The sequence below is a fragment of the Amycolatopsis sp. TRM77291 genome (genome assembly GCF_054166285.1).
Genome location: NZ_JBSZHF010000001.1, coordinates 2,897,438 through 2,919,076, shown reverse-complemented (window position 1 = coordinate 2,919,076; position 21,639 = coordinate 2,897,438). Strand labels below are relative to the sequence as shown.

Genomic DNA, 21,639 nt, shown 5'->3' with positions numbered 1-21,639 from the left:
CATCAGATGTCCCGAAAGTGGCTTTCGCGACACGTCCTTCCCACCGCGCCCCGTATCCGCATTCAGAGGACTGAACGCGTCCAGATCGCGGGACGCGAGGCTCGCTGATTGACCAGCCCGGTGCGGGGAGCCGAAGCTCGGAACCGTGACGCCGAAGCTGCATTGGTTCCTGCCCACCACCGGTGACGGCCGGACGATCGTGGAGCACTTCCACGCCAGCCGCGCCGCCGGGGCGTCCGCCGCCCGCGAGCCGAGCCTCGACTATCTCGCGCAGGTCGCCCGCGCCGCCGAGGCCAACGGTTTCGAAGGCGTGCTGACGCCGACCGGCACCTGGTGCGAGGACGCCTGGCTGACGACGGCCGCTCTGATCCGCGAGACGAGTACCCTCAAGTTCCTGGTCGCGTTCCGGCCCGGGACGGTGTCGCCGACGCTGGCCGCGCAGATGGCAGGCACGTTCCAGCGGATCTCGCAGGGGCGCGTGCTGCTCAACGTCGTCACCGGCGGCGACACGGTGGAGCAGCGCCGGTTCGGCGACTGGCACGACCACGATCAGCGTTACGCCCGCACCGGCGAGTTCCTCGAGATCGTGCGCGGGGTGTGGAGCGGCAAGCCTTTCGACTTCGACGGCGAGCACCTCAAAGTCGTGGGCGCGACCACGCGCGCGGCGCCCGACCCGGTTCCGCCGATCTATTTCGGCGGTTCGTCCGCGGCGGCGCTGCCGGTCGCGGCGAGGCATGCCGACGTCTACCTCACGTGGGGCGAGCCGCCCGCGCAGGTCGCCGAGAAGATCGCCAAGGTTCGCGAGCTCGCCGAGGAGCAGGGACGGAAGCTCCGGTTCGGCATCCGGCTGCACACCCTCTCGCGTGACACGTCGGCGGAAGCCTGGGCGGAGGCGGGAAAACTGCTGGACGCGATCGACCCGGAGCGGATCGCCCACACCCAGAAACAGTTGTCCGCCAGCGAATCCGTGGGCCAGCAGCGGATGGCCGCGCTGCACGGCGGGAAGACCGACGGTGGCGTCCGCGGGCTGGAGGTGTACCCGAATCTCTGGGCCGGGATCGGCCTCGTGCGCGGTGGCGCGGGCACCGCCCTCGTCGGCAGTCACGGCGAAGTCGCCGACCTCATCGAGGAGTACCACGCGCACGGCATCGAGGAGTTCGTCCTCTCCGGCTATCCGCATCTGGAGGAGGCGTACTGGTTCGGCGAGGGCGTGCGTCCGGAACTGGTCCGGCGCGGGCTCGTCGCCTAAAAGCCTTACAGAGTCCGGGAAAGAGCCAAAGCGGCGGTTCGAACCGCGGGCGCGACCCGGTTGGTGTGCATGCGATTCGACCAGCCTGAGATCGACAACGCCGCGACCGCCACCCCTTGCGCGTCGAGTAGCGGGCTCGCCGCGCAGACGACGCCGACGCCGGATTCCTCGCGTTCGAAAGCGATTCCCTCGCCGTGGATCTTGGCGAGCTGACGGCGCAACAGGCCCGCGGCGGTGATCGTCCGGACGCTGACGCGGGGCAAACCGGCGTCGATCACTTGGGACACCACGGATTCCGGCGAGAACGCGAGGATCGCCTTGCCGACGCCGGTGGCGTGCGCGGGAAAGCGGCCACCGATCCGGGACGGCAACGACGGCGCGTCGGGCCCCCGGAGGATGTCGAGGTAGACGACCTCGGTGCCTTCCAGGACCGCGAGATGCACGGTGTTCCTGGTCGCTTCGCGGAGATCGGCGAGATACGGCCGCGCCGCCTCGACGAGCCCCCGGCGCCGTACCGCCAGCTGGCCTATCTCGAACAGTTTCAGCCCGAGCCGCAACGCCGCGCCCTCGCGTTCGAGCAGGCCGGTCGCGATCAGGTGCCCGGTGAGCCGGTGGACGGTCGACTTCGCCAGGCCGGTCCGCCGCGCCAGCTCCGAAACACCGAGCGCGTCGTCACCGGGGCGGAAGGCCGAGAGCAGCGCGGAGATCCGGGCGGCGACGAGGCCGTCCGCTCCGGTTCGTTCCGGGTCGTCGTTCCGCCCAGCGGCACGCATGGGTTGAGTGTGCCCTATCCCCTCGGGGAGCGTCACCTGGCATGGCGCAACGGAAAGCGGTGGCCGCGATCGTCGGTCCCGGGAACATCGGCACCGACCTGCTCGCGAAGCTGAGGCGCAGCGAGCACGTCGAGGTGCGGTACATGGTCGGCGTGGACCCGGAATCGGACGGGCTGGCCAAAGCCACGGAACTGGGACTGGAGACCTCCGCCGGCGGCGTCGACTGGCTGCTGTCGCGCGACGAGCTGCCGGACCTGGTCTTCGAAGCGACCTCGGCGAAGGCGCACCTGGCGAACGCGCCGCGGTACGCGACCGCCGGGATCCGGGCGATCGACCTGACCCCGGCCGCGGTCGGCCCGTTCACCTGCCCCGCCGTGGGCCTTCCCGACCGGCTCGACGTGCCGAACGTCAACCTGATCACCTGCGGCGGCCAGGCCACGATCCCGATCGTGCACGCGGTGTCGCGGGTGACGCCGGTGCCCTACGCGGAGATCGTCGCGTCCGTTTCGTCGCGCTCCGCGGGCCCAGGAACCCGGGCGAACATCGACGAGTTCACCGCGACGACGGCGCGCGGGATCGAACTCGTCGGGGGAGCGAGCCGCGGCAAGGCGATCATCATCATCAATCCGGTCGAACCGCCGATGATCATGCGCGACACGGTGTTCTGCGCGATCGACCCGGACGCGGACTTCGACGCGGTGAGCGAATCCATCCACCGGATGGTCGAGACGGTCCAGGGTTACGTGCCGGGTTACACGCTCAAGGCGGACCCTCAATACGACCCACCGCGGCCGGGATGGAGCGGGCAAGCGCGGGTCGCGGTGTTCCTGGAGGTCGCCGGGAACGGGGACTTCCTGCCGAAATACGCCGGGAACCTCGACATCATGACGGCCGCGGCCGCCCGCGTCGGCGATCTGCTGGCCACTCAGGAGGTGGCGGCATGAGCTGGGACGACGTGAGCCGGCAGGTCCGGATCGTCGACACGAGCCTGCGCGACGGCAGCCACGCGATGGCGCATCAGTTCACCGAGAAGAACGTGCGCGACACCGTCCGGGCGCTGGACGACGCCGGGGTCTCGCTGATCGAGGTCAGCCACGGCGACGGTCTCGGCGGCTCGACGTTCAACTACGGCTTTTCCCTTGTGGACGAACGGAAGCTGATCGAGGCGGCGGTCGACGAGGCGCGGCACGCGAGGATCGCGGTATTGCTGCTGCCGGGCCTCGGCACGGTCGGCGACCTGCGCGTGGCGGCCGACCTCGGCGCGGGCGCGGTCCGGATAGCGACCCACTGCACCGAGGCCGACGTCTCCGTCCAGCATTTCGGCGCGGCTAGGGAACTCGGGCTGGAGACGGTCGGTTTCCTGATGCTGTCGCATATGTCCACGCCCGAGGCGCTGGCGAAGCAGGGCCGGATCATGGTCGACGCCGGCTGCCAATGCGTGTACGTCGTCGACTCCGCCGGGGCGCTGATCCTGGAGGACGCCGGTGAGCGCGTCGCCGCACTGGTGGCGGAATTCGGCGACGAGGCGCAGGTCGGTTACCACGGGCACCAGAACCTGAGCTTCGGCGTCGCGAACTCGGTACTCGCCTATCGCGCGGGCGCCCGGCAGATCGACGGTTCGCTCGTGGCGCTCGGCGCGGGCGCGGGCAACTCGCCGACCGAGGTCCTCGCGGCGACGTTCGAGCGGCTCGGGATCCGCACCGGCGTCGACAAGGACGTGCTGATGGACGCGGCCGAGAACGTCGTGAAGCCCTACATCACCCGGCTGCCGGTGATGGACCGGTCGTCGATCGTGCAGGGGTTCGCCGGGGTGTACTCGAGTTTCCTCCTGCACGCCGAGCGCGCCGCCGAGCGGTACGGCGTCCCGGCACACGAAATCCTCTATCGCGTCGGCGCCGCGAAATACGTGGGCGGGCAGGAGGACATGATCATCGACATCGCCCTGCAACTGGTCGCCGAACGCGGTCAGGGCTGACGGTCGGCCCCGAGTACGAGGCGGACGCAATGCTCGATCAGGCGCTCGCGGCTCACCTTGAGCGAGCCGTCGAGGTAGGCGATGAACACGTTGCTCAGCGCGCCGACCAGCCCGATCGAGGTCATCTGCCGTTCGGCCGCGTCACCGTGGGACAGTTGCCCGCTGACCAGCTCGGCGAACGAGGGGAGGAGCGCGATCCCGCGCGTGGTCAGCGCGGGATCGGTGATCGGCGCGAGCAGGAGCACGCGGCCCTTGCGGGGATCGTCGAGCATCAATTCGACGAAGGCGCGGACCGCGGCCTTCGCCCGTTCGGCGGGTTCGGCCGTGTCGCTGACCGCGTCGACCAGGGCTTGGCGCGCCTGCTCGCCGATGTGCTCGTAGACCGCGACGACGAGTTCCTCGCGGTCGGCGAAGCTCTCGTAGAAATACCGCTCCGTGAGCTTGGCGTGACGGCACACCGCGCGGACGCTCACCCCGGAGCTGCCCTGGGTCCCGAGCAGGTCGAGGCCCGCGTCGACGAGTTGTCCCCGCCGCGCGGCCTTGCGGTCGTCCAGGGTCGTGCCTGCCCAGCTGCGGCCGGCCATGATCGGCTCCTCTTGTTGACTACGGCCGTTGTCAACTTTAACCTGACAACAGTTGTGGTCAATTTAACCAGCTCATTGAGGAGACCGGGGATGACACAGCCGCGGCCGCTGGGACCGGATTCGCTGACCTGGAAGTACTTCGGCGACTGGCGCGGATTGCTCATCGCGCTCTGGGCCGGATCCATGCAGAACATGCACCCCGAGCTGGGCGCGGGCGTCGAGGAGCACTCGCGATTCTTCGAGGAGCGCTGGCAGCGGCTGTTCCGCTCGCTGTACCCGATCGGGGGAGTGATCTACGACGGTCCGCGCGCCCGGCAGACCGCGTTGGAGGTGCGCGGCTACCACGATCGGATCAAGGGCGTCGACAAACACGGGCGGCGCTATCACGCGCTCAACCCGGACACCTTCTACTGGGCGCATTCGACGTTCTTCGTGAGCGCGATCCTCATCGCCGACAACTTCTGCGGCGGCATCGGCGAGGCCGAGAAGCGGAAGCTGTTCGACGAGCACGTCCAGTGGTACGAGATGTACGGCATGAGCATGCGCCCGGTGCCGGAGTCGTGGGAGGACTTCCAGCTCTACTGGAAGCGCATGTGCGAGGACGTGCTGGAGGACAACAAGGCGACCCGCGACGTCCTCGAGATCCACGACATCGCCAAACCGCATTTCCTGCCCTGGCTGCCGGATTTCGCGTGGAACCTGGTCCGCGGGCAGGTGGCGCGGAACTTCGTGTGGCTGACGGTCGGCCTGTACGACCCGCCGATCCGCGAGCGGCTCGGCTACACCTGGACCGAACGCGACGAGCGACGGCATCGCCGGGCGGGCAAGCTGATCAACGCGGCGTTCAAGCTGGTTCCACGCGATCGCCGCTACCACCCGCGGGCCAGGGCGGGCTGGCGCCGCGAGCGTGGCGAACTGGCCCCCGACGCGCCGTTGGTCGAGACTCCCGCGAGGAACCTTCCGCCGCTTTCGGAGCGGGGCAAACCCGAGCACTACTCACCGAACGTCTGACTAGGAGCCTCGATGAAGCTGGGTTACCACCTCGGTTACTGGTCGTCCGGCCCGCCGGAGGGCGCGCTGGACGCGGTTCTGCGGGCCGAAGAACTCGGGTTCGACTCCGTGTGGACCGCCGAGGGCTACGGCTCGGACGCGTTCACCCCGCTCGCCTGGTGGGGCGCGTCGACCAGCCGGATCAAACTCGGCACCAACATCGTCCAGATGTCGGCACGCACCCCGACCGCGACGGCCATGCACGCGCTGACGCTGGATCACCTGTCCGGCGGGCGGTTCGTGCTCGGGCTCGGCGCGTCCGGGCCGCAGGTGGTCGAAGGCTGGTACGGGCAGCCGTATCCGAAGCCGCTCGCCCGCACCCGCGAGTACGTCGACATCGTGCGCAAGGTCGTCGCGCGCGAGGCGCCGGTGACCCACGACGGGCAGCACTTCCAGCTGCCGCTGCAGGGTGGAACGGGGCTCGGCAAACCGCTCAAGTCCACAGTGCACCCGTTCCGCAAGGAGATCCCGATCTTCCTCGCCGCGGAAGGGCCGAAGAACGTGGCGCTGTCGGCGGAGATCTGCGATGGCTGGCTCCCGTTGTTCTTCTCGCCCAAGAGCGATGCCTTCTACCGGACAGCGCTGCAGGAGGGCTTCTCGCGTCACGGCGCCCGGCACGGTTTCGACGATTTCGAGGTCGCCGCGTCCGTGCCGGTGCTCGTCCACGACGACGTCGAGGAGGCCGCGAGCTGGATCAAACCGTCGCTCGCGCTGTACATCGGTGGCATGGGCGCGAAATCGGTCAACTTCCACCACGACGTCTTCGCCCGGATGGGGTACGAGGAGGTCGCCGACAAAGTGCAGGAGCTATACCTGGCCGGCCGCAAGGACGAGGCGACCGCCGCGATCCCGACGTCACTGGTCGAGGACACCTCGCTGATCGGGCCTGCCGGAAAGATCCGTGACGAACTCGCGGCGTGGGAGGAGACCGTGGTGACCACGCTGCTTTTGCGGGGAGATGCCGCGACGCTCACGAAGGTCGCGGAAACCCTCGCGTAGTCGCCTGGTCTCGTGAGTGGACGGTTAGAACCGTCCTTGCCACTCACGAGGAATCCGGTCGGAAGTGATGACGCGAAAGCCACTTTCGCGACGTCTGGTGTCCCGAAAGTGGCTTTCGCGTCACTTGGTGGGTGACCGGCGGGGCGGCGGTCGTGGCCGGGTCCCTCTCGTATCTGGACTCGCTCTCATGCATTGAGCCAGCGGGGCGCCGTTGAAGGTTGCGAAAGCCACTTCCGCAACCTTCAACGTTGCGAAAGTGGCTTTCGCAACGCCGTCTCTTCGCTCGACCATGCCTTGAGCGCCAGCGCTCGACGGCCCGGTTCGCGGTTGACGACCAAAGGGCGCTCTCTCCGCATGCAACGCGGCGAAAGCGCTCTTCGCCGCGCGCGATGCGGGAAAGCCTTCACGCCTTTCGTGGGTTGCGGCAGTGAGGTCCATCACGTAGCGTCCCGGCCACGAACATGAAGTCGGTTCATGTTCGTGGCCGGGAGGTGCGACTCATGACGGTGAGCCGGAGGCGGGTTCTCGCGGGCGCGGCGGCGTTGCCCGTCGCGGCGGGCGTGCTCGGCGCCCAGCAGGCGCAAGCGGCTCCGGCACGGGGTTTCCGCGTCGGCGCCGGTATCTCCGACGTCACCGGCCCGGCCGCCGAGAACGGCATGATGGGCTACTCGATGCCGCAGCAGCAGACCGCCGGCATCCACCTGCGCACCCGGGCGCGCGCCTTCGTGGTCGACGATGGCAGCAAGCGGATCGCCTTCGTCACCGCAGACCTCGGCGCACTTTTCCAGTCCGTCCACCAGGGCGTGCTGCGCAAGCTCCAGGCCGCGTACGGCGACCTCTACACCGAGCAGAACGTCCTCCTCAACGCCACTCACACCCACTCCGCGTGCGGCGGGGATTCCCATTACGCCGCCTACGATCTGGCGATCCTGGGGTTCCAGCAGCAGGTGTACGACGCGCACGTCGACGGGATCTTCGAGGCGATCGCCCGGGCGCACGCCAACCTCGCGCCCGGGTCGATCCGGCTAGGCCGCGCCGAACTGACCAAGGCCAGCGTCAACCGCTCACGCAAGGCCTTCGACCTGAACCCGCGGGCGGACAAGGACCACTTCCCACAGGCGATCGACCCGGCCGTCACCGTGCTGCGGTTCAGCCAGAACGGCGTCGACGTCGGCGCGATCAGCTGGTTCGCCACGCACGGGACGTCGATGAGCAACGGCAACCACCTGATCAGCGGCGACAACAAGGGTTACGCCGCCTACGAGTGGGAGCACGACCACGCCGGCGTGCGGTACCTCGACGGGAACCCGCGGTTCGTCGCCGCCTTCCCGCAGACCAACACCGGCGACATGAGCCCGAACCTGAACCTCGAACCCGGCACGCCCGAAACCGAGTTCGAGAACACCCGCACCATCGGCGATCTCCAGTTCCGCGCGGCGAAGAGCGCTTTCGACGCCGCCGCGGAGGCCGTGACGGGCGGCGTCGACCACCGGATGTGCTACGTGGACATTTCCGACGTCGCCGTCGACGCGAAGTACACCCCGAACGGGCGGCCGCAGCGCACCTGCACAGCCGCTATCGGGGTGTCGATGCTCGCGGGCAGCCGCGAGGACGGCCCCGGCCTGCCGCTCCCCGAAGGCGTGAAGAACCCGTTCATCGACTGGCTCGGCGGCATCGACGCGCCGATACCGCAGGCGCTCGCCGACGCGCACGCGCCGAAGGTGATCGCGGTGCCGTTCGGCGCGATGAAGCCGTACCCGTGGACGCCGGAAGTGCTGCCGCTGCAGCTCGTCCGGATCGGGCAGCTGCATCTCGTGGCCGTGCCCGCCGAGCTGACCATCGTCGCCGGGCTGCGCCTGCGCCGGACCGTCGCCGCGGAACTCGGTGTCCCGCTGGAGAACGTGCTCATCCAGGGGTATGCCAACGCGTACAGCCAGTACGTCACCACGCCCGAGGAGTACGACTCGCAGCAGTACGAAGGCGCGTCGACCCTGTACGGCCGGTACACGCTTCCGGCGTACCAGCAGGAGTTCGCCAAACTCGCGGCCGCGATGAAGGCGGGCACGGCGGTGCCGCACGGGCCGACGCCGCGGGACCTGCGCGGCAAGCTGGTCAACTTCCAGCCCGGGGTCGTCTTCGACAGCCCGCCCGCGTTCAAGAACTTCGGAGACGTCCTTGTCGACGCGAAGAGCACCTACGCGCGCGGCGAACAGGTCGCGGTCGAGTTCGTCACCGGGCATCCGAAGAACGACCTGCGGCGCGGCGGCACCTTCCTGGAGATCCAGCGACTGGTCGACGGCAAGTGGGTCCGCCACGCCGACGACGGCGATTGGGACACGAAGTACCACTGGTCGCGGACGTTCGTCGCCGAATCGAAAGCCGTCGTCCACTGGAAGATCCCCGCGAACGCCCCGATCGGCAAATATCGCGTGATCCACTTCGGAAACTGGAAGAACGGCTGGAACGGGGCGATCTCCGCGTTCAGCGGGACTTCGCGGACATTCGTCGTCTCCTGACACCGGAAGGGTCTTTCGTGCGGAAGCTCGCCGTACTCGCCATCGCCGCCGCGATGTTCGCCGGAACCGCCGTGCCCGCCCAAGCGGCGGTCTCGGTGAAGATCATGGCGTTCAACATCTGGCAGCTGCCCTGGATCGCCAGCCCGAACACTTCGGACAAACAGGCCAGGGCCCGCGCGGCGGAGGACGTCATCCGCGCCAACGACGCCGACGTCGTCGTCCTGGACGAAGCTTTCAGCGCCCAGGCGGAGGAACTGCGGAACCGGCTGAAGGACTTCTGGCCGCACCAGACCCCGCTCGTCGGCCAGTACTGCGGCACGTCACCCGGCTGGACCACGGTGAACGGCAACTGTTCGAATTCCCCCATCGTGGTCAACGGCGGGGTCACCGTGCTCAGCAAGGCGCCGGTGACCGAACAGCACCAGCTGGTCTTCCGCAATTCCTACTCCGGCACCGCGGACTACCTGTCCAACAAGGGCGCCGCGCTCGCCCGGCTGGTCGTCAACGGCAAACCGGTGTGGATCGCGGGGACCCACATGCAGGCGGACGAGGGACCGGAGACGCTGCCGAAGGCGCACGAGATCCGGATGGCGCAGCTCGGCGAGATCCGGGACCTGGTCACGAAATACGCCCCCGCGAGCGAGCCGGTGGTCATCGCGGGCGACCTGAACATCGAGTACTGGGCCGGGCAAGCGCGCAAGGACTCCCTCGGCCGGACCCAGGTCCAGCAGGGCGAAGCCTTCCTCGGCGGCGTCCTGCGCACGACGGGCGAAGGCGCGTACACCTTCGACGCGGCCACGAACCCGAACGCGGCGAAGTCCGTTCCGGCGACCTACCGTGACTCGCTGGACTACGTCGGCGCCGTGCACGCGGGCGGGCGTCCACGCGCCGCTGTCGGCCCGGTACAGCTCGTGCATTACGACGGTGGCACGATTCCCTCCGACCACTACCCGGTGGTGGCCAAGATCCAATACTGAGGCCTTCATCGGGAGAACCGCCTCGAGGAGGATCATGGCATCGCTGCCAGCACGGACGAGGTACCGCTACTCGCTCGGCTCGTTCGTCACCGGCGCCTTCGGCACGGTTCCCGGCCTGCTCCTCCTCAAGTACCTCACCGACACGATGGGCGTCGCGGCGGGCGTGGCCGGCCTGATCGTGTTCGTGCCCAAGGCTTGGGACGTGCTGTTCAACCCGATCGCCGGAAGGCTGTCGGACGCGGACATGGTCCGCACCGGCAGCCGCCGCCGGTTCCTGCTCTACGGCGGAATCGGCGTTTCCGTCCTTTTCGCGGCCCTGTTCGCGCATCCCGGCTTCGGCGGCCCGGTACCCGACGCGATCTACGTCGTCGTCGTGTTCCTGTTGTGCGCCACCGCGTACGCGTTCTTCCAGGTGCCGTTCAACGCGCTGCCCGCCGAGCTGACGGACTCGGCCGAAGAGCGCACGAAGCTGACCAGCGTCCGGATCGGTTTCCTCGCGGTCGCCATCCTGGTCTCCGGCGGTGGCGCGCCCGCGATCACCGACCTCATCGGCGGTGTCGCCGGCTACCGGGTCATGGGTCTGTTCATCGCGGTGGTCATCCTGCTCGCGACGCTCGGCGTGTACTTCGGGCTGAAGGACGCTCCCGTCGGCGCGCTGCGGCCGAACACGGTCAGCCCGCGCGAACTGCTCCGGACACTCGCGCAGTGGCGTCCGTTCCGCTGGCTGCTCGGCGTCTACTTCATCCAGGCGCTCGGCATCGGCACGGTGCTGGCCGCGATCCCGTTCTTCGCCGAGCGGATCCTCGGCAGCTCCGGCTACTCGACGGTCCTGTTCGTCGGTTTCGTCGGACCGGCGCTGCTGACCATGCCGCTGTGGCCTCGCCTCGGGGCGAGCGTCGGGAAGCTGGCCGGGTTCCGGATCGCGACCGCCGCGTTCGGCGTCGGCCTGCTGGGGCTTCTCGGCGCCGAGGTGTTCCCGTTCGCCGTCACGATGGTGTTCGTGGCCTTCTGCGGGGTCGGCTACGCGGGGATCTCGGTGTTCCCGCTGGCGATCCTGCCGGATCTGATCAGTGACGAGGAGGAGCGGACCGGCGAGACCAGGGCCGGGGTCGCGGCCGGCGTCTGGACGGCGTCGGAGACGCTGGGGCTCGCGCTCGGACCGGGGCTGTGGGGGCTGGTGCTGCAGTTCGGCGGCTACCAGTCCAGCCTCGACGCCAAGGTCGCGCAGCCGGACAGCGCGCTCACGGCGATCCTGCTCGGCGCGTCGATCCTCCCGGCCGTGCTGATCGTGCTGGGCATCCCGTTGCTGCGCAGGTCCGTGCTGGAGCGCCGCGCGTGACCGCCGAGGACGTCCTGAAGGAACTGCGGGAGCTGCGCGCGGGGGACTTGCCGACGCACGGGGGCCGGACCCTCGCGTACGTCTACGACAGCGGTCTGTCCGAAGTGGACGAACTCGGCGCGGCGGCGCACGCGCTGGCGTCGTCGGCCAACGGGCTCGACCCGACGGCGTTCCCGAGCCTGCTGCGGATGGAGAACGACCTCGTCGGTACCGCCGCGCGTCTGCTGGGTGGGACGGACGAGACGGTCGGCTCGGTGACCTCTGGCGGCACGGAGTCGTGCATGCTCGCCGTCCTGGCCGCCCGCGACGCGCGTCGCGAGGTGGCCACGCCGAACATCGTGTTGCCCACGACCGCGCACGCGGCGTTCCACAAGGCGGCGCATTTCTTCGGTGTCCGCGTGATCTCGGTACCCGTCGATCCGGTGACCTTCCGCGCCGTCCCCGAGGCGATGGCCGCCGCGGTCGACGACAGTACGGTGCTCGTCGTCGCGAGCGCGCCGTCGTACGCCCACGGCGTCCTCGACCCGATCCCCGAGATCGCCGCGCTGCTGGACGGCGTCCGGTTCCATGTCGACGCCTGCATCGGCGGCTGGGTGCTGCCATACCTGGGGCAAGGCCCGTTCGGCTTCGACGTCCCGGGCGTCACCAGTGTCTCGGTGGACCTGCACAAGTACGCGTACTGCCCGAAAGGCGTGTCGGTCCTCTTGCACGCCAACGCCGAACTTCGCCGTCCGCAGTACTTCGCCAGCGCCGATTGGCCCGGCTACACGATGCTGAACACCACGCTGCAGAGCACGCGGTCCGGTGGCCCGCTCGCCGCGGCGTGGGCCGTGGTGCGCCATGTCGGCGACGAGGGCTACGTGAAGCTGGCTTCGGCGGCGCGGGAGGCGGCCGTCGAGATCCGCGCCGGGATCGAGGCGCTGGACGGATTGCGTGTCCTCGGCGATCCGGTGTCGACCCTGCTCGCGTTCACCGTGGCGGACGGCGCCGGGTTCGACCTGTTCACCGTCGCGGACGAAATGCGCGAGCGTGGCTGGTACGTCCAGCCGCAGTTCGCCCACGAGTCGTCGCCCGCGAACCTGCATCTGACCGTGACGGCCGCGAACCGGGGGAGTGAGGAGGACTTCCTCGCCGATCTCGCCGCGTCGGCCGCAGCCGCCCGTGAAGCGGGACCGGTCGTCGTCGATCCGCAGGTGGCCGTATTCGTCGCGGCGCTGGACCCGGCGACGTTGACGCCGGAGCAGTTCGCCGGGCTGCTGGCGGCCGCGGGTCTCGGCGGCGCGGCCGGGTTGCCCACCCGGATGGCTGAGATCAACGCGTTACTGGCCACGGCACCCGGTCCGTTGCGGGAGCGGCTGCTGCTGGAGTTCCTCGGCGCGCTGTACACGGCTTCCTGATCCACCCTTGACGCAATCAGTCGGTTGCTATACAAAGTTATAGCAACCGATTGATTGCTATTTGAGGAGGCTGTCGTGGGATTCCCCGACCGGATCGAACGCACCGTCGAAATCGCCCACCCGCCCGCGAAGGTCTGGGCCGCGCTGACCACGGCCGAGGGCCTGGGCACCTGGTTCGGCAACCAGGCGAGTATCGACCTGCGGCCTGGAGGTACGGCCGAGATGAAATGGGACGAGGGGCACAAGGCGAACATGCGCGTCGAGCGCGTCGAAGAGCCGGAGATCTTCGGCTTCACCTGGAACATCTACGGTCTGCCCGACGAAGACCCTCGCCGCACCTACGTCGAGTTCACCCTGGTCCCGAACGATGGCGGCACGCGGCTCACCGTCGTCGAGTCCGGTTTCTCCCAGCTGCCGGACGAGGCACACCAGGTCGCGTTCGAAGGAAACACGAAGGGGTGGGCGGCCGAGCTGGGCGAACTGATCGAATACCTCGATGCCGCCTGACAACGAAACGATCGCCGAACAGGTCTTCGTCGCCTTGGCCGACCCGAGCAGGCGGAGCATTCTCGCCGTCCTCGCCTCGGGCGGCCCGGCCACGGCGACCGACCTGGCCGACCGGCTGCCGATCACGCGGCAGGCCATCGCCAAGCACCTCGCGCTGCTCACCGACGCGGGGCTGGTGATCCCGGAGCAAGGGGAGCGGCGCCGCGTCCGCTACCGGCTGCACTCGGCCCCGATGCAGGTCGCCCAGCAATTCCTCGCCGCGCTCGCCCGGGATTGGGACGGGCCGCTCGCGGCTCTGAAAGACCATCTGGAGGGTTCATCATGAGCTTCACGACGAGTTTCACCGTGGACCAGACGCCGAGGCAGGTCTTCGACGCCTTCACCGACGTCCGCCGGTGGTGGTCGGAAGAGATCGAGTTCACCGGGGACGAATTCGAGTATCACTACGAAGAGGAGCACCGCTGCCGGATCCGGATCACCGAATCCGTGCCCGGCCGCAAGGTCTCCTGGCTGGTGCTGGAAAACCATTTCGACTTCACCCGCGACGAGACCGAATGGGTCGGCACCACGATCACGTTCGAGATCACCGAGAAGGACGGCAAGACCGAAGCGCGCTTCACCCATCACGGGCTGGTCCCGGAGTACGAATGCTTCGACGTCTGCCGCAAGGCGTGGGGCTTCTATGTCGGCACCAGCCTGCGCGATTTGATCACCACCGGGGAAGGACAGCCGAACCGGCAAAGCGCCCTGCCCGCGGAGCTGGCGCGATGAACACGGTGACCGCGGCCGAATGGGAAGAAGCGCGCCTTCGGTTGCTGGTGAAGGAAAAGGAGCTCACCCGAGCCCGCGACGCGCTCGCCGCCGAGCGGCGCCGGATGCCGTGGCTCCCCGTCGAGAAGGCGTACGAGTTCGAGGGGCCGTCCGGCCCCGTGAACCTGCTCGACCTGTTCGAGGGACGCCGTCAGCTGATCGTCTACCGGGCCTTCTTCGATCCCGGCGTGGAAGGTTTCCCCCACCACGCCTGCAAAGGCTGCTCGCTGGTGGCCGACCAGGTCGCGCACGTCGCGCATCTGAACGCCCGCGACACCACCCTGGCCTTCGTTTCCCGGGGCGGGCAATCGGATATCGCGCGGATGAAGGCGCGGATGGGCTGGACGATGCCGTGGTACACGATCGCCGGCGATTTCGACGTCGACTTCGGCGTCGACGAGTGGCACGGCACCAACGCCTTCATCCGCGAGGGTGACCAGGTGTTCCGGACCTACTTCGTCAACGATCGCGGCGACGAGGCGATGGGGAGCACGTGGAGCTACCTCGACATCACCGCGCTGGGACGGCAGGAGGAGTGGGAGGACTCGCCGGAGGGCTATCCGCAGACACCCCCGTACGAGTGGTGGGACTGGCACGATGCCTATGAGGGCGCCGCTTCGTCCGGCGGCGGGTGCTGCTCGGGGTCGTGACCCTGGGCTAGGGTCCGGCCGGTGGAGAGTCTGTTCTTGACCCGGGTGCTGGACGCGCTGCGCTCCGGGGGCGACCAGGTGCTGTTCGTCCAGGACGGCGTGAAGACCGGCTACGCGCAGGCGTTCGACCTGGTGCGCCGGATGTACGCGGGACTGCCCGAGGGCGGGGTGGTCGCCATCGACGCCGGCAACCGGCCCGAAACCGTTCTCCTGCAGATCGCCGCACAGCTGCGGGGTGCGACGGTGCTGCTCGTCGCCGCGTCGGCGAGTTCGCCGGATCGCGTCGCCGCGGTCGAGGCGGCCGGGGTCACGACCCTGGTGACCGAGCGGCCGTCGGACTGGCCCGCCGTCGGCGCCCGGGTGATCACGCTCGGCGAACTGATGGACCGCGACGGGACCGACCCGGCCGGACTGCCGGAGTCGGTCACCGTCGTCTTCCCCACCGGAGGCACGACCGGAACGCCGAAACTCATCCGCCACAGCGGGATCTACGACGGGATGGCGCATATCTTCGCGCCGGATCCGGCAGGGCCGGGGCGCACGCTGCTGATCGCGCCGATGACGCATATGACCGGCAACGCCACCGTGCTGGGGGCGATCCTGCGGCGGGAGAGTGTCGTGCTGCTGCGGGGCTTCGACGCGGGCGCCGTGCTGGACGCGATCGTGGAACACCGGATCACCGCGCTGTCCCTCACGCCCGCGCGCCTGGCCGAAGTGCTCGACCATCCGGGCATGGCGTCGGCCGACGTCGGCAGTGTGCGGCAACTTTCGCTGGGTGCCGCCCCGCTACCGCCGAGACGGCTGGCTCAGGCGCTCGACGTGTTCGGGCCCGTGGTGGGGCAGGGCTACGGGCTCACCGAGGCGCCGATGATCGCGAGCATCTCCGCGGCGGAACTCGACGGGCGGCCGGAGCGGCTCGAGTCCGTGGGCCGGATCGTGCCGGGTATGGAGGCCAGGATCGACGACGGGGAGGTCCTGGTGCGCGGACTGTCCATGATGGTCGGGTACCACGGGTCGGCGCCGATCGGAGACGGCTGGCTGCGGACCGGTGATCTCGGGCGGTTCGACGACGAGGGGTACCTCTACCTGCTGGACCGGGCGAACGACGTCATCATCACCGGCGAGCACGGCACGAAGGTGTACTCGACCGTGGTCGAGAACGCGCTCGCACGGCATCCGCTGATCCGTTCCGCGGCCGTGTTCGGCGTGCCGGGCGACGGCGGGGAGGGCGAGCGGGTCCACGCCGTGGTGGTCGCCTCGGGAGCGCTCTCGGCCGAAGAAGTCCGGGCATATGCCAGGGAGTTCTTCGGGCGGGAGCATTTCGTACCGTCCGATGTGGACTTCGCCGAGACACTGCCGCTGACGGCGATCGGCAAGGTGGACAAGCGGGCGCTCCGGGAACCGTTCTGGGCCGGGCACGACCGCCGCATCGCCTGACCGGTCCGCGCCTTGACCTCCAGCCGAGTGGAGGTCGCACGATGGGCTCATGAAACTGGGTGTGATCCTCCCGGCCGGCGACCTCCGCGTCTCCGCCCGGCGGGCCGAGGACGCGGGCCTCGACAGTGTGTTCCTCGGCGATCACCTGATGACCGGCCGTCCGTCGCTCGACAGCACGGTCGGGCTGGCGGGCGCCGCCGCGGTCACGACCCGGATCCGGATCGGGCTGAGCGTGTTCGTCCCGGCGATGCGGCCCTTGGCGTGGGCGGCCAAGCAGATCGCCACGCTGCAGGAGGTGTCGGGCGAACGGCTGATCCTCGGCATCGGCTCGGGCGGGGGAGAAGCCCAGTTCGCCGCGGCAGGGGTGCCGTATGGCGAACGTGGCCCGCGCACCGACCAGGCGCTCCGCTTGCTGCCGGATCTGCTGGCGGGCAATGAGGTGCGGATCGGCGACGCCGTCGTCGAATTGGCGCCGGCGGTGGCGGTCCCGCCGATCTGGGTCGGAAATCGGGGCAGGCTCGTGCTCCAGCGCGTCGCGGAGCACGGCACCGGGTGGTTCCCGTCGCTCCTGCCGCCGGACGCCGTCGCCGACGGACGGCGACGGCTGACGGATCTCGGCGTCGCGAACCCGGTGATCGCGGTCGGCGCCACCGGCGCACTGGGCGGAGGCGCGGATCTGCCGACAGCGGCGGACCTGGCGACAGGGATCAACGATGTCTATGGGATGCCGCTCGATCAGGCGCTCACCTTGCCCCTGACCGGTTCCGCCGAAGCCGTCGCCGAGCGGCTGGCGGCGTACCGGGAGGCTGGAGCGGCCCACATCGTCGTCGGGCTGGCGGGCCCGCGCTGGGCCGACCAGGTGCGGGCACTCGGTCGGGTGAGAGCGCTGCTGAGCTCGTAGACCGGTGCTACGGTCCGCCTGATCAGGCATTTCCGCTCAGGAAGGACCCGGTCATGACCGCCGCGCACACCGAACACGCCGGCCATACGCACGCTCACGGCGAAGGATGCGGCCACGTCGCCGTACCCCACGGAGACCACGTCGACTACGTGCACGACGGGCACCTGCACCGTGCTCACGACGGGCATTTCGACGAGTGCGAGACCAGCGACCACATCCCGCACCAGGGTCACGACCACGCGCACGGCAAGGGCTGCGGTCATGTCGCGGTGCCGCACGGAGACCACGTCGACTACCTGCACGACGGCCACCGCCACGCCGCGCACGGGGACCACTACGACGACCACTGACCCTCGTCCTCGTGAGTGGTAAGGACGGTTAGAACCGTCCTTACCACTCACGAGACTTGACCCCTCCGGTACCGGTGTTTCGCGCCTGTCCGAGTACATGAGGGGCGCCGGGCCTGGCCACGGCCCTGGTGCGCATGTCGCGAAAGCCACTTTCGAGACGTCTGGTGTCCCGAAAGTGGCTTTCGCGACACCACCTCCAGAACCCCAGGCCGGTGCTGTCCGTGACCCCTGGGACAACCGCAGCCGGAAGCCAGTACGTACCTGAGACACCGACGGGTTAGAACCGTCCTTACCACTCACGAGGCGTACTGCTCAGTGGACGTGCACCGCTTCCCACTCCGGGAACGGATCCGCCCCGGCCGGACCGGCGGCCAGACACGACCGCAGCGAGTCCAGCAGAGCGTCCTCCTCCAGCCCCACGCCGATGAATACCAGTTCCTGCCGTGGCGCCTCCTCGACACCCTGCGGCTCGAACCGGGCGACCGAACCCGCCTGCACCACAGCCCGGTCACCCCGGGCCGCGACGCCAGCGAGAAGAACCCCTTCGACCGCAGGACCGTCCCGAACTCCCCGGTATCGAGCCGCCCGACGAAGTCCCACAGCCGCTCCGGATCGAAAGGGAGCGCGGCACGGAAGACCACGCTGGAGATCCCGTACTCCTCGGTCTCCGGAACATGGTCGCCGTTGAGCTCCGCCACCCAGCCAGGTGCCTCCTGCGCCCGCTCGACGTCGTAACGCCCGGTGCCGAGCACCCGGTCGAGCGGGACCCGGCCGTGCGTCGAGACGACGACGTCGGCGGCCGGATTGAGCCGCCGCAGCACCGCCGTCAGCCGGTCGAGGGAGCTGGCCGGGACCAGGTCCGCCTTGTTCAGCAGGAGGACGTCCGCGAACTCGATCTGGTCCATCAGCAGGTCGCTGACCGTCCGCTCGTCCCCGTCGTACTGGTCGAGCCCGCGTTCGGTCAGCGCGTCCCCGGCCGCCAGTTCCCGCTCGAAGTTCACCGCGTCGACCACGGTCACCATGGTGTCGAGCCGCGCGGCGTCCAGGAACGAGAACGTCGCCGCCACGGGCATCGGTTCGGAGATCCCGCTCGATTCGATGAGCAGGTAGTCGAACCGGCCGTCCTCGCACAGCTGTGAGACCTCTTCCAGCAGGTCGTCGCGCAAGGTGCAGCAGATACAGCCGTTGGTCATCTCGACGAGCCGTTCCTCGGTGCGGGACAGGCTGTTCCCGTCCCGCACCAGCGCGGCGTCGATGTTGACCTCGCTCATGTCGTTCACGATCACCGCCACCCGCAGCCCGTCGCGGTTGGCGAGGACGTGGTTGAGCACGGTCGTCTTACCCGCCCCGAGGAAACCGGACAGCACCGTGACCGGGGTCGTCATTCCCCACCCTGGTGAAAATGCTTCATCAGCTTGCGCGGCACGAGTTTCGTCTCGCCGTTCACCTTGATCGGCACCAGATCCGGTACGGCCGCCTTCCACTGCGAACGCCGGGACCTGGTGTTGCTGCGCGACATCTTCCGCTTCGGGACGGCCATTACTTCGACCCTCCGCGGCGTCCGTAGCGGCGGTGGAACTTCTCGACCTGGCCCGCGCTGTCCATGATCCGCTGGTTGCCGGTCCAGAACGGGTGCGACCACGAGCTGATCTCGACGTTCACCAGCGGATAGGTGTTGCCGTCGCTCCATTCGATGGTCTGCTCCGAGGTGGCGGTGGAGCGCGTCAGGAAGGCGTCCCCGGTGGAGAGGTCCTTGAACACCACCGGGTGGTAGTCGGGGTGAATTCCCGGTTTCACTGCGTTTCGTCCTTTCGGTTCGACGCGTTCACGTCGTGCTTCTCAGGGTCGGTTTCCGTGTCCTCACACGGTTCTTCGTGCCACTCGCCGAACGGATCCGGGTATCGGAGCCATTCCTGCTCGCCGGCGGCGAGTTCCTCCTCGGTCAGCAGCGCCCCGTTCAGTGCGGCTTCGATCTCGTCCGGCGTGGCCTGATCCGTGACGACGACCAGTTCCTGCGCGCGGTCGCCGAACAACGGGTCCCAGCGCAGGGAGGCGAGGGTGCGGCGTTCGGGGGAGACGTCGGCCCAGTCCGGACCGTCGGGAGCGGCGAGCCACGGCCCGGCGTGCCCGACGCCGAGACCGCCGCCCGCGGACTCGATCCACAGCGCCATGTCGGGCTGGCTCGCCACCCAGAGCCGCCCCCGGGTGCGGACGACGCCGTCGAGCAGGACATCGATCGCGTCGTGGAGGCGTTCCGGGTGGAACGGGCGCTGCGAGGTGAAGGTGAGCAGCCCGATGCCGCAGTCGGTGTGCAACGGCGGCTGGCCGCGCAACAGCGGCCCGTGCATGTCGGTGACCTCACCGCGCCGGGCGTCGGACGGGACGGCGTCGAGCACGGTCTCCCCGTCCACAGTGGACAACTCGACGCGCGGGATCGACGGCGCGACCCGGTCGAGCACGGCCGAAGCCTTCGCAGCGGACCAGGCATCGGTCGCCGCGCCGGCGAGGACGAGCAGGTCGGCGAATTCGACCTGGGACAGCGCGACCTGCGCGACGGTGCGCTCGTCCTCGGGGCTGGCCCGCAGGTTCCGCTCGGCCAGGGTGTCGTCGCCGGTGCAGTCGCCCAGCCAGCCCGCGCAGTCGACGACCGTCAGCACGGCCCGCAGGTCGACGTCCTCGATCACCGCCCGCTCGCCGACGAGGACGTTGTGCAGCGCCCAGCTCACCGGCTCGGGCTCCATCGCCTCGTCGAGACGCACCACGATGCGCCGCACCTGAGGCATCTGCGAGAGCTTGCGCAGCAGCGGCAGCAGGTCTTCGCGCAGTGTGCACGAGACGCAGCCGTGCGCCAGTTCGAGGACGGTCAGCTGGTCGCGGTCGCCGAGCCGGATCCGCCGCCTGACCACTCCGGAGTGGATCTGCCTCAGGTCGTGATGCACGACGGCGGTACCCGGCTCGGCGAGGCGCAGCCGCTCGGCGAGGTCGGCGTTCGGTCCCGGTGCGAGGCCACTGATCAGGACGAGGGGCACGCGGGGGTTGTCGGTCACTGAAGCTCCGGGGCGTCGAGGGCGTTCGGGTTCGGCTGTGTAGAGTAAATGAAAACGACAACCGATATCAACTTGGGAGGGTGTATGTCCGCCGTGTGCCAGGTCACCGGCCGCAAACCGGGTTACGGGAAGCAGGTGTCGCATTCGCATCGGCGCACGTCCCGGCGCTGGGAGCCGAACCTGCAGGCCAAGCGGTACTTCGTGCCGAGCGAGGGGCGCTGGGTCCGGCTGCGGGTCTCGGTGAAGGGCATGAAGACCATCGACAAGCGGGGGATCGAGGCCGTCGTGGCCGAGCTCCGCGCGAAAGGGGTGAAGCTCTGATGGCCAAGAGCACCGACATCCGGCCGATCATCAAGCTCCGCTCGACCGCCGGCACCGGCTACACCTACGTCACCAAGAAGAACCGCCGGAACGACCCGGACCGCATGGTGCTGCGCAAGTACGACCCGATCGCGCGCAAGCACGTCGAGTTCAAGGAGGAGCGCTGATGGCCAAGAAGTCGAAGATCGCCAAGAACGAGCAGCGCAAGGTGATCGCCGCCCGCTACGTCGAACGACGGCGTGAGCTGAAGGCCACCATCGCCTCGCCCGCCGCGTCGCCCGAGGAGAAGGCCGCGGCCGTGTCGGCCCTGCAGGCGATGCCGCGCGACGCCAGCGCGACCCGGATCCGCAACCGCGACACCGCCGACGGCCGCCCGCGTGGCTACCTGCGGAAGTTCGGACTCTCGCGGGTCCGGATGCGGCAGATGGCGCATAACGGCGAACTGCCCGGCCTCACGAAGTCGAGCTGGTGAGCGCGATGGGCAAGGCAGGCCGCGACCGTCCCTTCAAGCGCAAGACGAACATCTTGCACGCCAACAAGATCACCGAGGTCGACTGGAAGGACGTCGACCTGCTGCGGAAGTTCATCTCCGACCGCGGCAAGATCCGCGCCCGCCGGGTCACCGGGCTGACGCCCCAGCAGCAGAAGCAGGTCGCCACGGCGATCAAGAACGCCCGCGAGATGGCGTTGCTGCCCTACCCCAACGCGGGGCGCTGACGCCGCCGGGGCGGGGGGGGGGGCGCGCCCCCCCGCCCCC

At 69.1% G+C, this 21,639-nt stretch carries 25 protein-coding genes and 1 pseudogene; 20 read left to right on the top strand and 6 right to left on the bottom strand.

Going from position 1 to position 21,639, the window contains the following annotated elements; all coding sequences use genetic code 11:
- Nucleotides 1-145 precede the first annotated feature (145 nt).
- Nucleotides 146-1,249, top strand: a complete 1,104-nt coding sequence (locus ACXIZN_RS13875; RefSeq protein ID WP_457954814.1) for an LLM class flavin-dependent oxidoreductase — start codon at nt 146-148, stop codon at nt 1,247-1,249.
- Nucleotides 1,250-1,254: 5 nt separating this feature from the next.
- On the opposite strand, the gene ACXIZN_RS13870 is transcribed toward ACXIZN_RS13875, so the two are convergent.
- Nucleotides 1,255-2,022 (bottom strand): IclR family transcriptional regulator, encoded by a 768-nt coding sequence (locus ACXIZN_RS13870; protein ID WP_457954813.1) that lies wholly within the window; start codon nt 2,020-2,022, stop codon nt 1,255-1,257.
- A 41-nt stretch (nt 2,023-2,063) separates the two neighbouring features.
- On the opposite strand from ACXIZN_RS13870, the gene ACXIZN_RS13865 reads away from it, so the two are divergent.
- Both ACXIZN_RS13865 and dmpG read left to right on the top strand, forming a co-directional pair.
- Nucleotides 2,064-2,966 (top strand): acetaldehyde dehydrogenase (acetylating), encoded by a 903-nt coding sequence (locus ACXIZN_RS13865; protein ID WP_457954811.1) that lies wholly within the window; start codon nt 2,064-2,066, stop codon nt 2,964-2,966.
- Complete coding sequence (gene dmpG / locus ACXIZN_RS13860) at nt 2,963-3,997, top strand: 4-hydroxy-2-oxovalerate aldolase (RefSeq protein ID WP_457954809.1); 1,035 nt, start codon at nt 2,963-2,965, stop codon at nt 3,995-3,997. Before ACXIZN_RS13865 ends, dmpG begins: the two co-directional genes overlap by 4 nt.
- On the opposite strand, the gene ACXIZN_RS13855 is transcribed toward dmpG, so the two are convergent.
- Nucleotides 3,988-4,581, bottom strand: coding sequence for a TetR/AcrR family transcriptional regulator (locus ACXIZN_RS13855; RefSeq protein WP_457954807.1), 594 nt, complete (start codon nt 4,579-4,581; stop codon nt 3,988-3,990). The two genes, dmpG and ACXIZN_RS13855, sit on opposite strands and share 10 nt — an antisense overlap.
- 90 nt (nt 4,582-4,671) lie before the next feature.
- Between ACXIZN_RS13855 and ACXIZN_RS13850 the strand changes: the two genes are divergently transcribed.
- The 13 genes from ACXIZN_RS13850 (at nt 4,672) to ACXIZN_RS13790 (ending at nt 17,514) form a co-directional block, all read left to right on the top strand.
- On the top strand, nt 4,672-5,592 hold the full coding sequence (locus tag ACXIZN_RS13850) for an oxygenase MpaB family protein (RefSeq protein WP_457954805.1): 921 nt from the start codon (nt 4,672-4,674) through the stop codon (nt 5,590-5,592).
- Between the two features lie 12 nt (nt 5,593-5,604).
- Entirely contained in the window at nt 5,605-6,630 is a 1,026-nt protein-coding gene (locus ACXIZN_RS13845) for an LLM class F420-dependent oxidoreductase (RefSeq protein ID WP_457954804.1), read from the top strand.
- A 500-nt stretch (nt 6,631-7,130) separates the two neighbouring features.
- Nucleotides 7,131-9,146 carry a neutral/alkaline ceramidase gene (locus ACXIZN_RS13840; protein ID WP_457954802.1) on the top strand — a complete coding sequence of 672 codons (2,016 nt, stop codon included), beginning with the start codon at nt 7,131-7,133 and terminating at the stop codon, nt 9,144-9,146.
- Between the two features lie 17 nt (nt 9,147-9,163).
- A complete protein-coding gene (locus tag ACXIZN_RS13835; protein WP_457954800.1) occupies nt 9,164-10,123 on the top strand; it encodes a sphingomyelin phosphodiesterase in 960 nt (319 codons plus the stop codon).
- Nucleotides 10,124-10,157: 34 nt separating this feature from the next.
- A complete protein-coding gene (locus tag ACXIZN_RS13830; RefSeq protein WP_457954798.1) occupies nt 10,158-11,462 on the top strand; it encodes an MFS transporter in 1,305 nt (434 codons plus the stop codon).
- Nucleotides 11,459-12,859 (top strand): pyridoxal phosphate-dependent decarboxylase family protein, encoded by a 1,401-nt coding sequence (locus tag ACXIZN_RS13825; RefSeq protein WP_457954796.1) that lies wholly within the window; start codon nt 11,459-11,461, stop codon nt 12,857-12,859. The genes ACXIZN_RS13830 and ACXIZN_RS13825 overlap by 4 nt, the downstream gene beginning before the upstream one ends.
- Nucleotides 12,860-12,934: 75 nt before the next feature.
- Complete coding sequence (locus tag ACXIZN_RS13820) at nt 12,935-13,366, top strand: SRPBCC domain-containing protein (RefSeq protein ID WP_457954795.1); 432 nt, start codon at nt 12,935-12,937, stop codon at nt 13,364-13,366.
- On the top strand, nt 13,356-13,691 hold the full coding sequence (locus tag ACXIZN_RS13815; protein ID WP_034306386.1) for an ArsR/SmtB family transcription factor: 336 nt from the start codon (nt 13,356-13,358) through the stop codon (nt 13,689-13,691). Before ACXIZN_RS13820 ends, ACXIZN_RS13815 begins: the two co-directional genes overlap by 11 nt.
- Nucleotides 13,688-14,137 carry an SRPBCC family protein gene (locus tag ACXIZN_RS13810; protein WP_457954793.1) on the top strand — a complete coding sequence of 150 codons (450 nt, stop codon included), beginning with the start codon at nt 13,688-13,690 and terminating at the stop codon, nt 14,135-14,137. The genes ACXIZN_RS13815 and ACXIZN_RS13810 overlap by 4 nt, the downstream gene beginning before the upstream one ends.
- Nucleotides 14,134-14,826 (top strand): DUF899 domain-containing protein, encoded by a 693-nt coding sequence (locus tag ACXIZN_RS13805; RefSeq protein WP_457954792.1) that lies wholly within the window; start codon nt 14,134-14,136, stop codon nt 14,824-14,826. The genes ACXIZN_RS13810 and ACXIZN_RS13805 overlap by 4 nt, the downstream gene beginning before the upstream one ends.
- 21 nt (nt 14,827-14,847) lie before the next feature.
- Complete coding sequence (locus ACXIZN_RS13800; RefSeq protein WP_457954790.1) at nt 14,848-16,263, top strand: class I adenylate-forming enzyme family protein; 1,416 nt, start codon at nt 14,848-14,850, stop codon at nt 16,261-16,263.
- Between the two features lie 49 nt (nt 16,264-16,312).
- The gene (locus ACXIZN_RS13795; RefSeq protein ID WP_457954788.1) at nt 16,313-17,164 is read left to right on the top strand and encodes an LLM class flavin-dependent oxidoreductase; all 852 of its coding nucleotides are present in this window, start codon (nt 16,313-16,315) and stop codon (nt 17,162-17,164) included.
- 53 nt (nt 17,165-17,217) lie between these two features.
- A complete protein-coding gene (locus tag ACXIZN_RS13790) occupies nt 17,218-17,514 on the top strand; it encodes a hypothetical protein (protein ID WP_457954786.1) in 297 nt (98 codons plus the stop codon).
- Nucleotides 17,515-17,826: 312 nt separating this feature from the next.
- On the opposite strand, the pseudogene ACXIZN_RS13785 reads toward ACXIZN_RS13790, so the two are convergent.
- The 4 genes and pseudogenes from ACXIZN_RS13785 to mrf all read right to left on the bottom strand — a co-directional run bounded on the left by ACXIZN_RS13785 (nt 17,827) and on the right by mrf (nt 20,561).
- Nucleotides 17,827-18,899, bottom strand: a pseudogene (locus ACXIZN_RS13785) (GTP-binding protein).
- Nucleotides 18,896-19,054, bottom strand: coding sequence for a 50S ribosomal protein L32 (rpmF, locus tag ACXIZN_RS13780; protein ID WP_005149940.1), 159 nt, complete (start codon nt 19,052-19,054; stop codon nt 18,896-18,898). The pseudogene ACXIZN_RS13785 and the gene rpmF overlap by 4 nt, the downstream one beginning before the upstream one ends.
- Nucleotides 19,054-19,311: a type B 50S ribosomal protein L31 gene (locus ACXIZN_RS13775; protein WP_034306403.1), complete on the bottom strand. Its 258-nt coding sequence runs from the start codon at nt 19,309-19,311 to the stop codon at nt 19,054-19,056. Before ACXIZN_RS13775 ends, rpmF begins: the two co-directional genes overlap by 1 nt.
- Nucleotides 19,308-20,561 carry a ribosome hibernation factor-recruiting GTPase MRF gene (gene mrf, locus ACXIZN_RS13770; RefSeq protein ID WP_457954785.1) on the bottom strand — a complete coding sequence of 418 codons (1,254 nt, stop codon included), beginning with the start codon at nt 20,559-20,561 and terminating at the stop codon, nt 19,308-19,310. Before mrf ends, ACXIZN_RS13775 begins: the two co-directional genes overlap by 4 nt.
- 84 nt (nt 20,562-20,645) lie before the next feature.
- Here mrf and rpmB point away from each other — a divergent pair, with 84 nt between their 5' ends.
- The 4 genes from rpmB to rpsR are packed head-to-tail and all read left to right on the top strand — an operon-like array spanning nt 20,646 to nt 21,599.
- The gene (gene rpmB, locus ACXIZN_RS13765; protein WP_005149951.1) at nt 20,646-20,882 is read left to right on the top strand and encodes a 50S ribosomal protein L28; all 237 of its coding nucleotides are present in this window, start codon (nt 20,646-20,648) and stop codon (nt 20,880-20,882) included.
- Nucleotides 20,882-21,049, top strand: coding sequence for a 50S ribosomal protein L33 (rpmG, locus tag ACXIZN_RS13760; RefSeq protein WP_016334057.1), 168 nt, complete (start codon nt 20,882-20,884; stop codon nt 21,047-21,049). The genes rpmB and rpmG overlap by 1 nt, the downstream gene beginning before the upstream one ends.
- Complete coding sequence (rpsN, locus tag ACXIZN_RS13755) at nt 21,049-21,354, top strand: 30S ribosomal protein S14 (protein ID WP_457954783.1); 306 nt, start codon at nt 21,049-21,051, stop codon at nt 21,352-21,354. The genes rpmG and rpsN overlap by 1 nt, the downstream gene beginning before the upstream one ends.
- Nucleotides 21,351-21,599, top strand: coding sequence for a 30S ribosomal protein S18 (gene rpsR, locus ACXIZN_RS13750; RefSeq protein WP_126732084.1), 249 nt, complete (start codon nt 21,351-21,353; stop codon nt 21,597-21,599). The genes rpsN and rpsR overlap by 4 nt, the downstream gene beginning before the upstream one ends.
- The last annotated feature ends 40 nt before the right edge of the window (nt 21,600-21,639 follow it).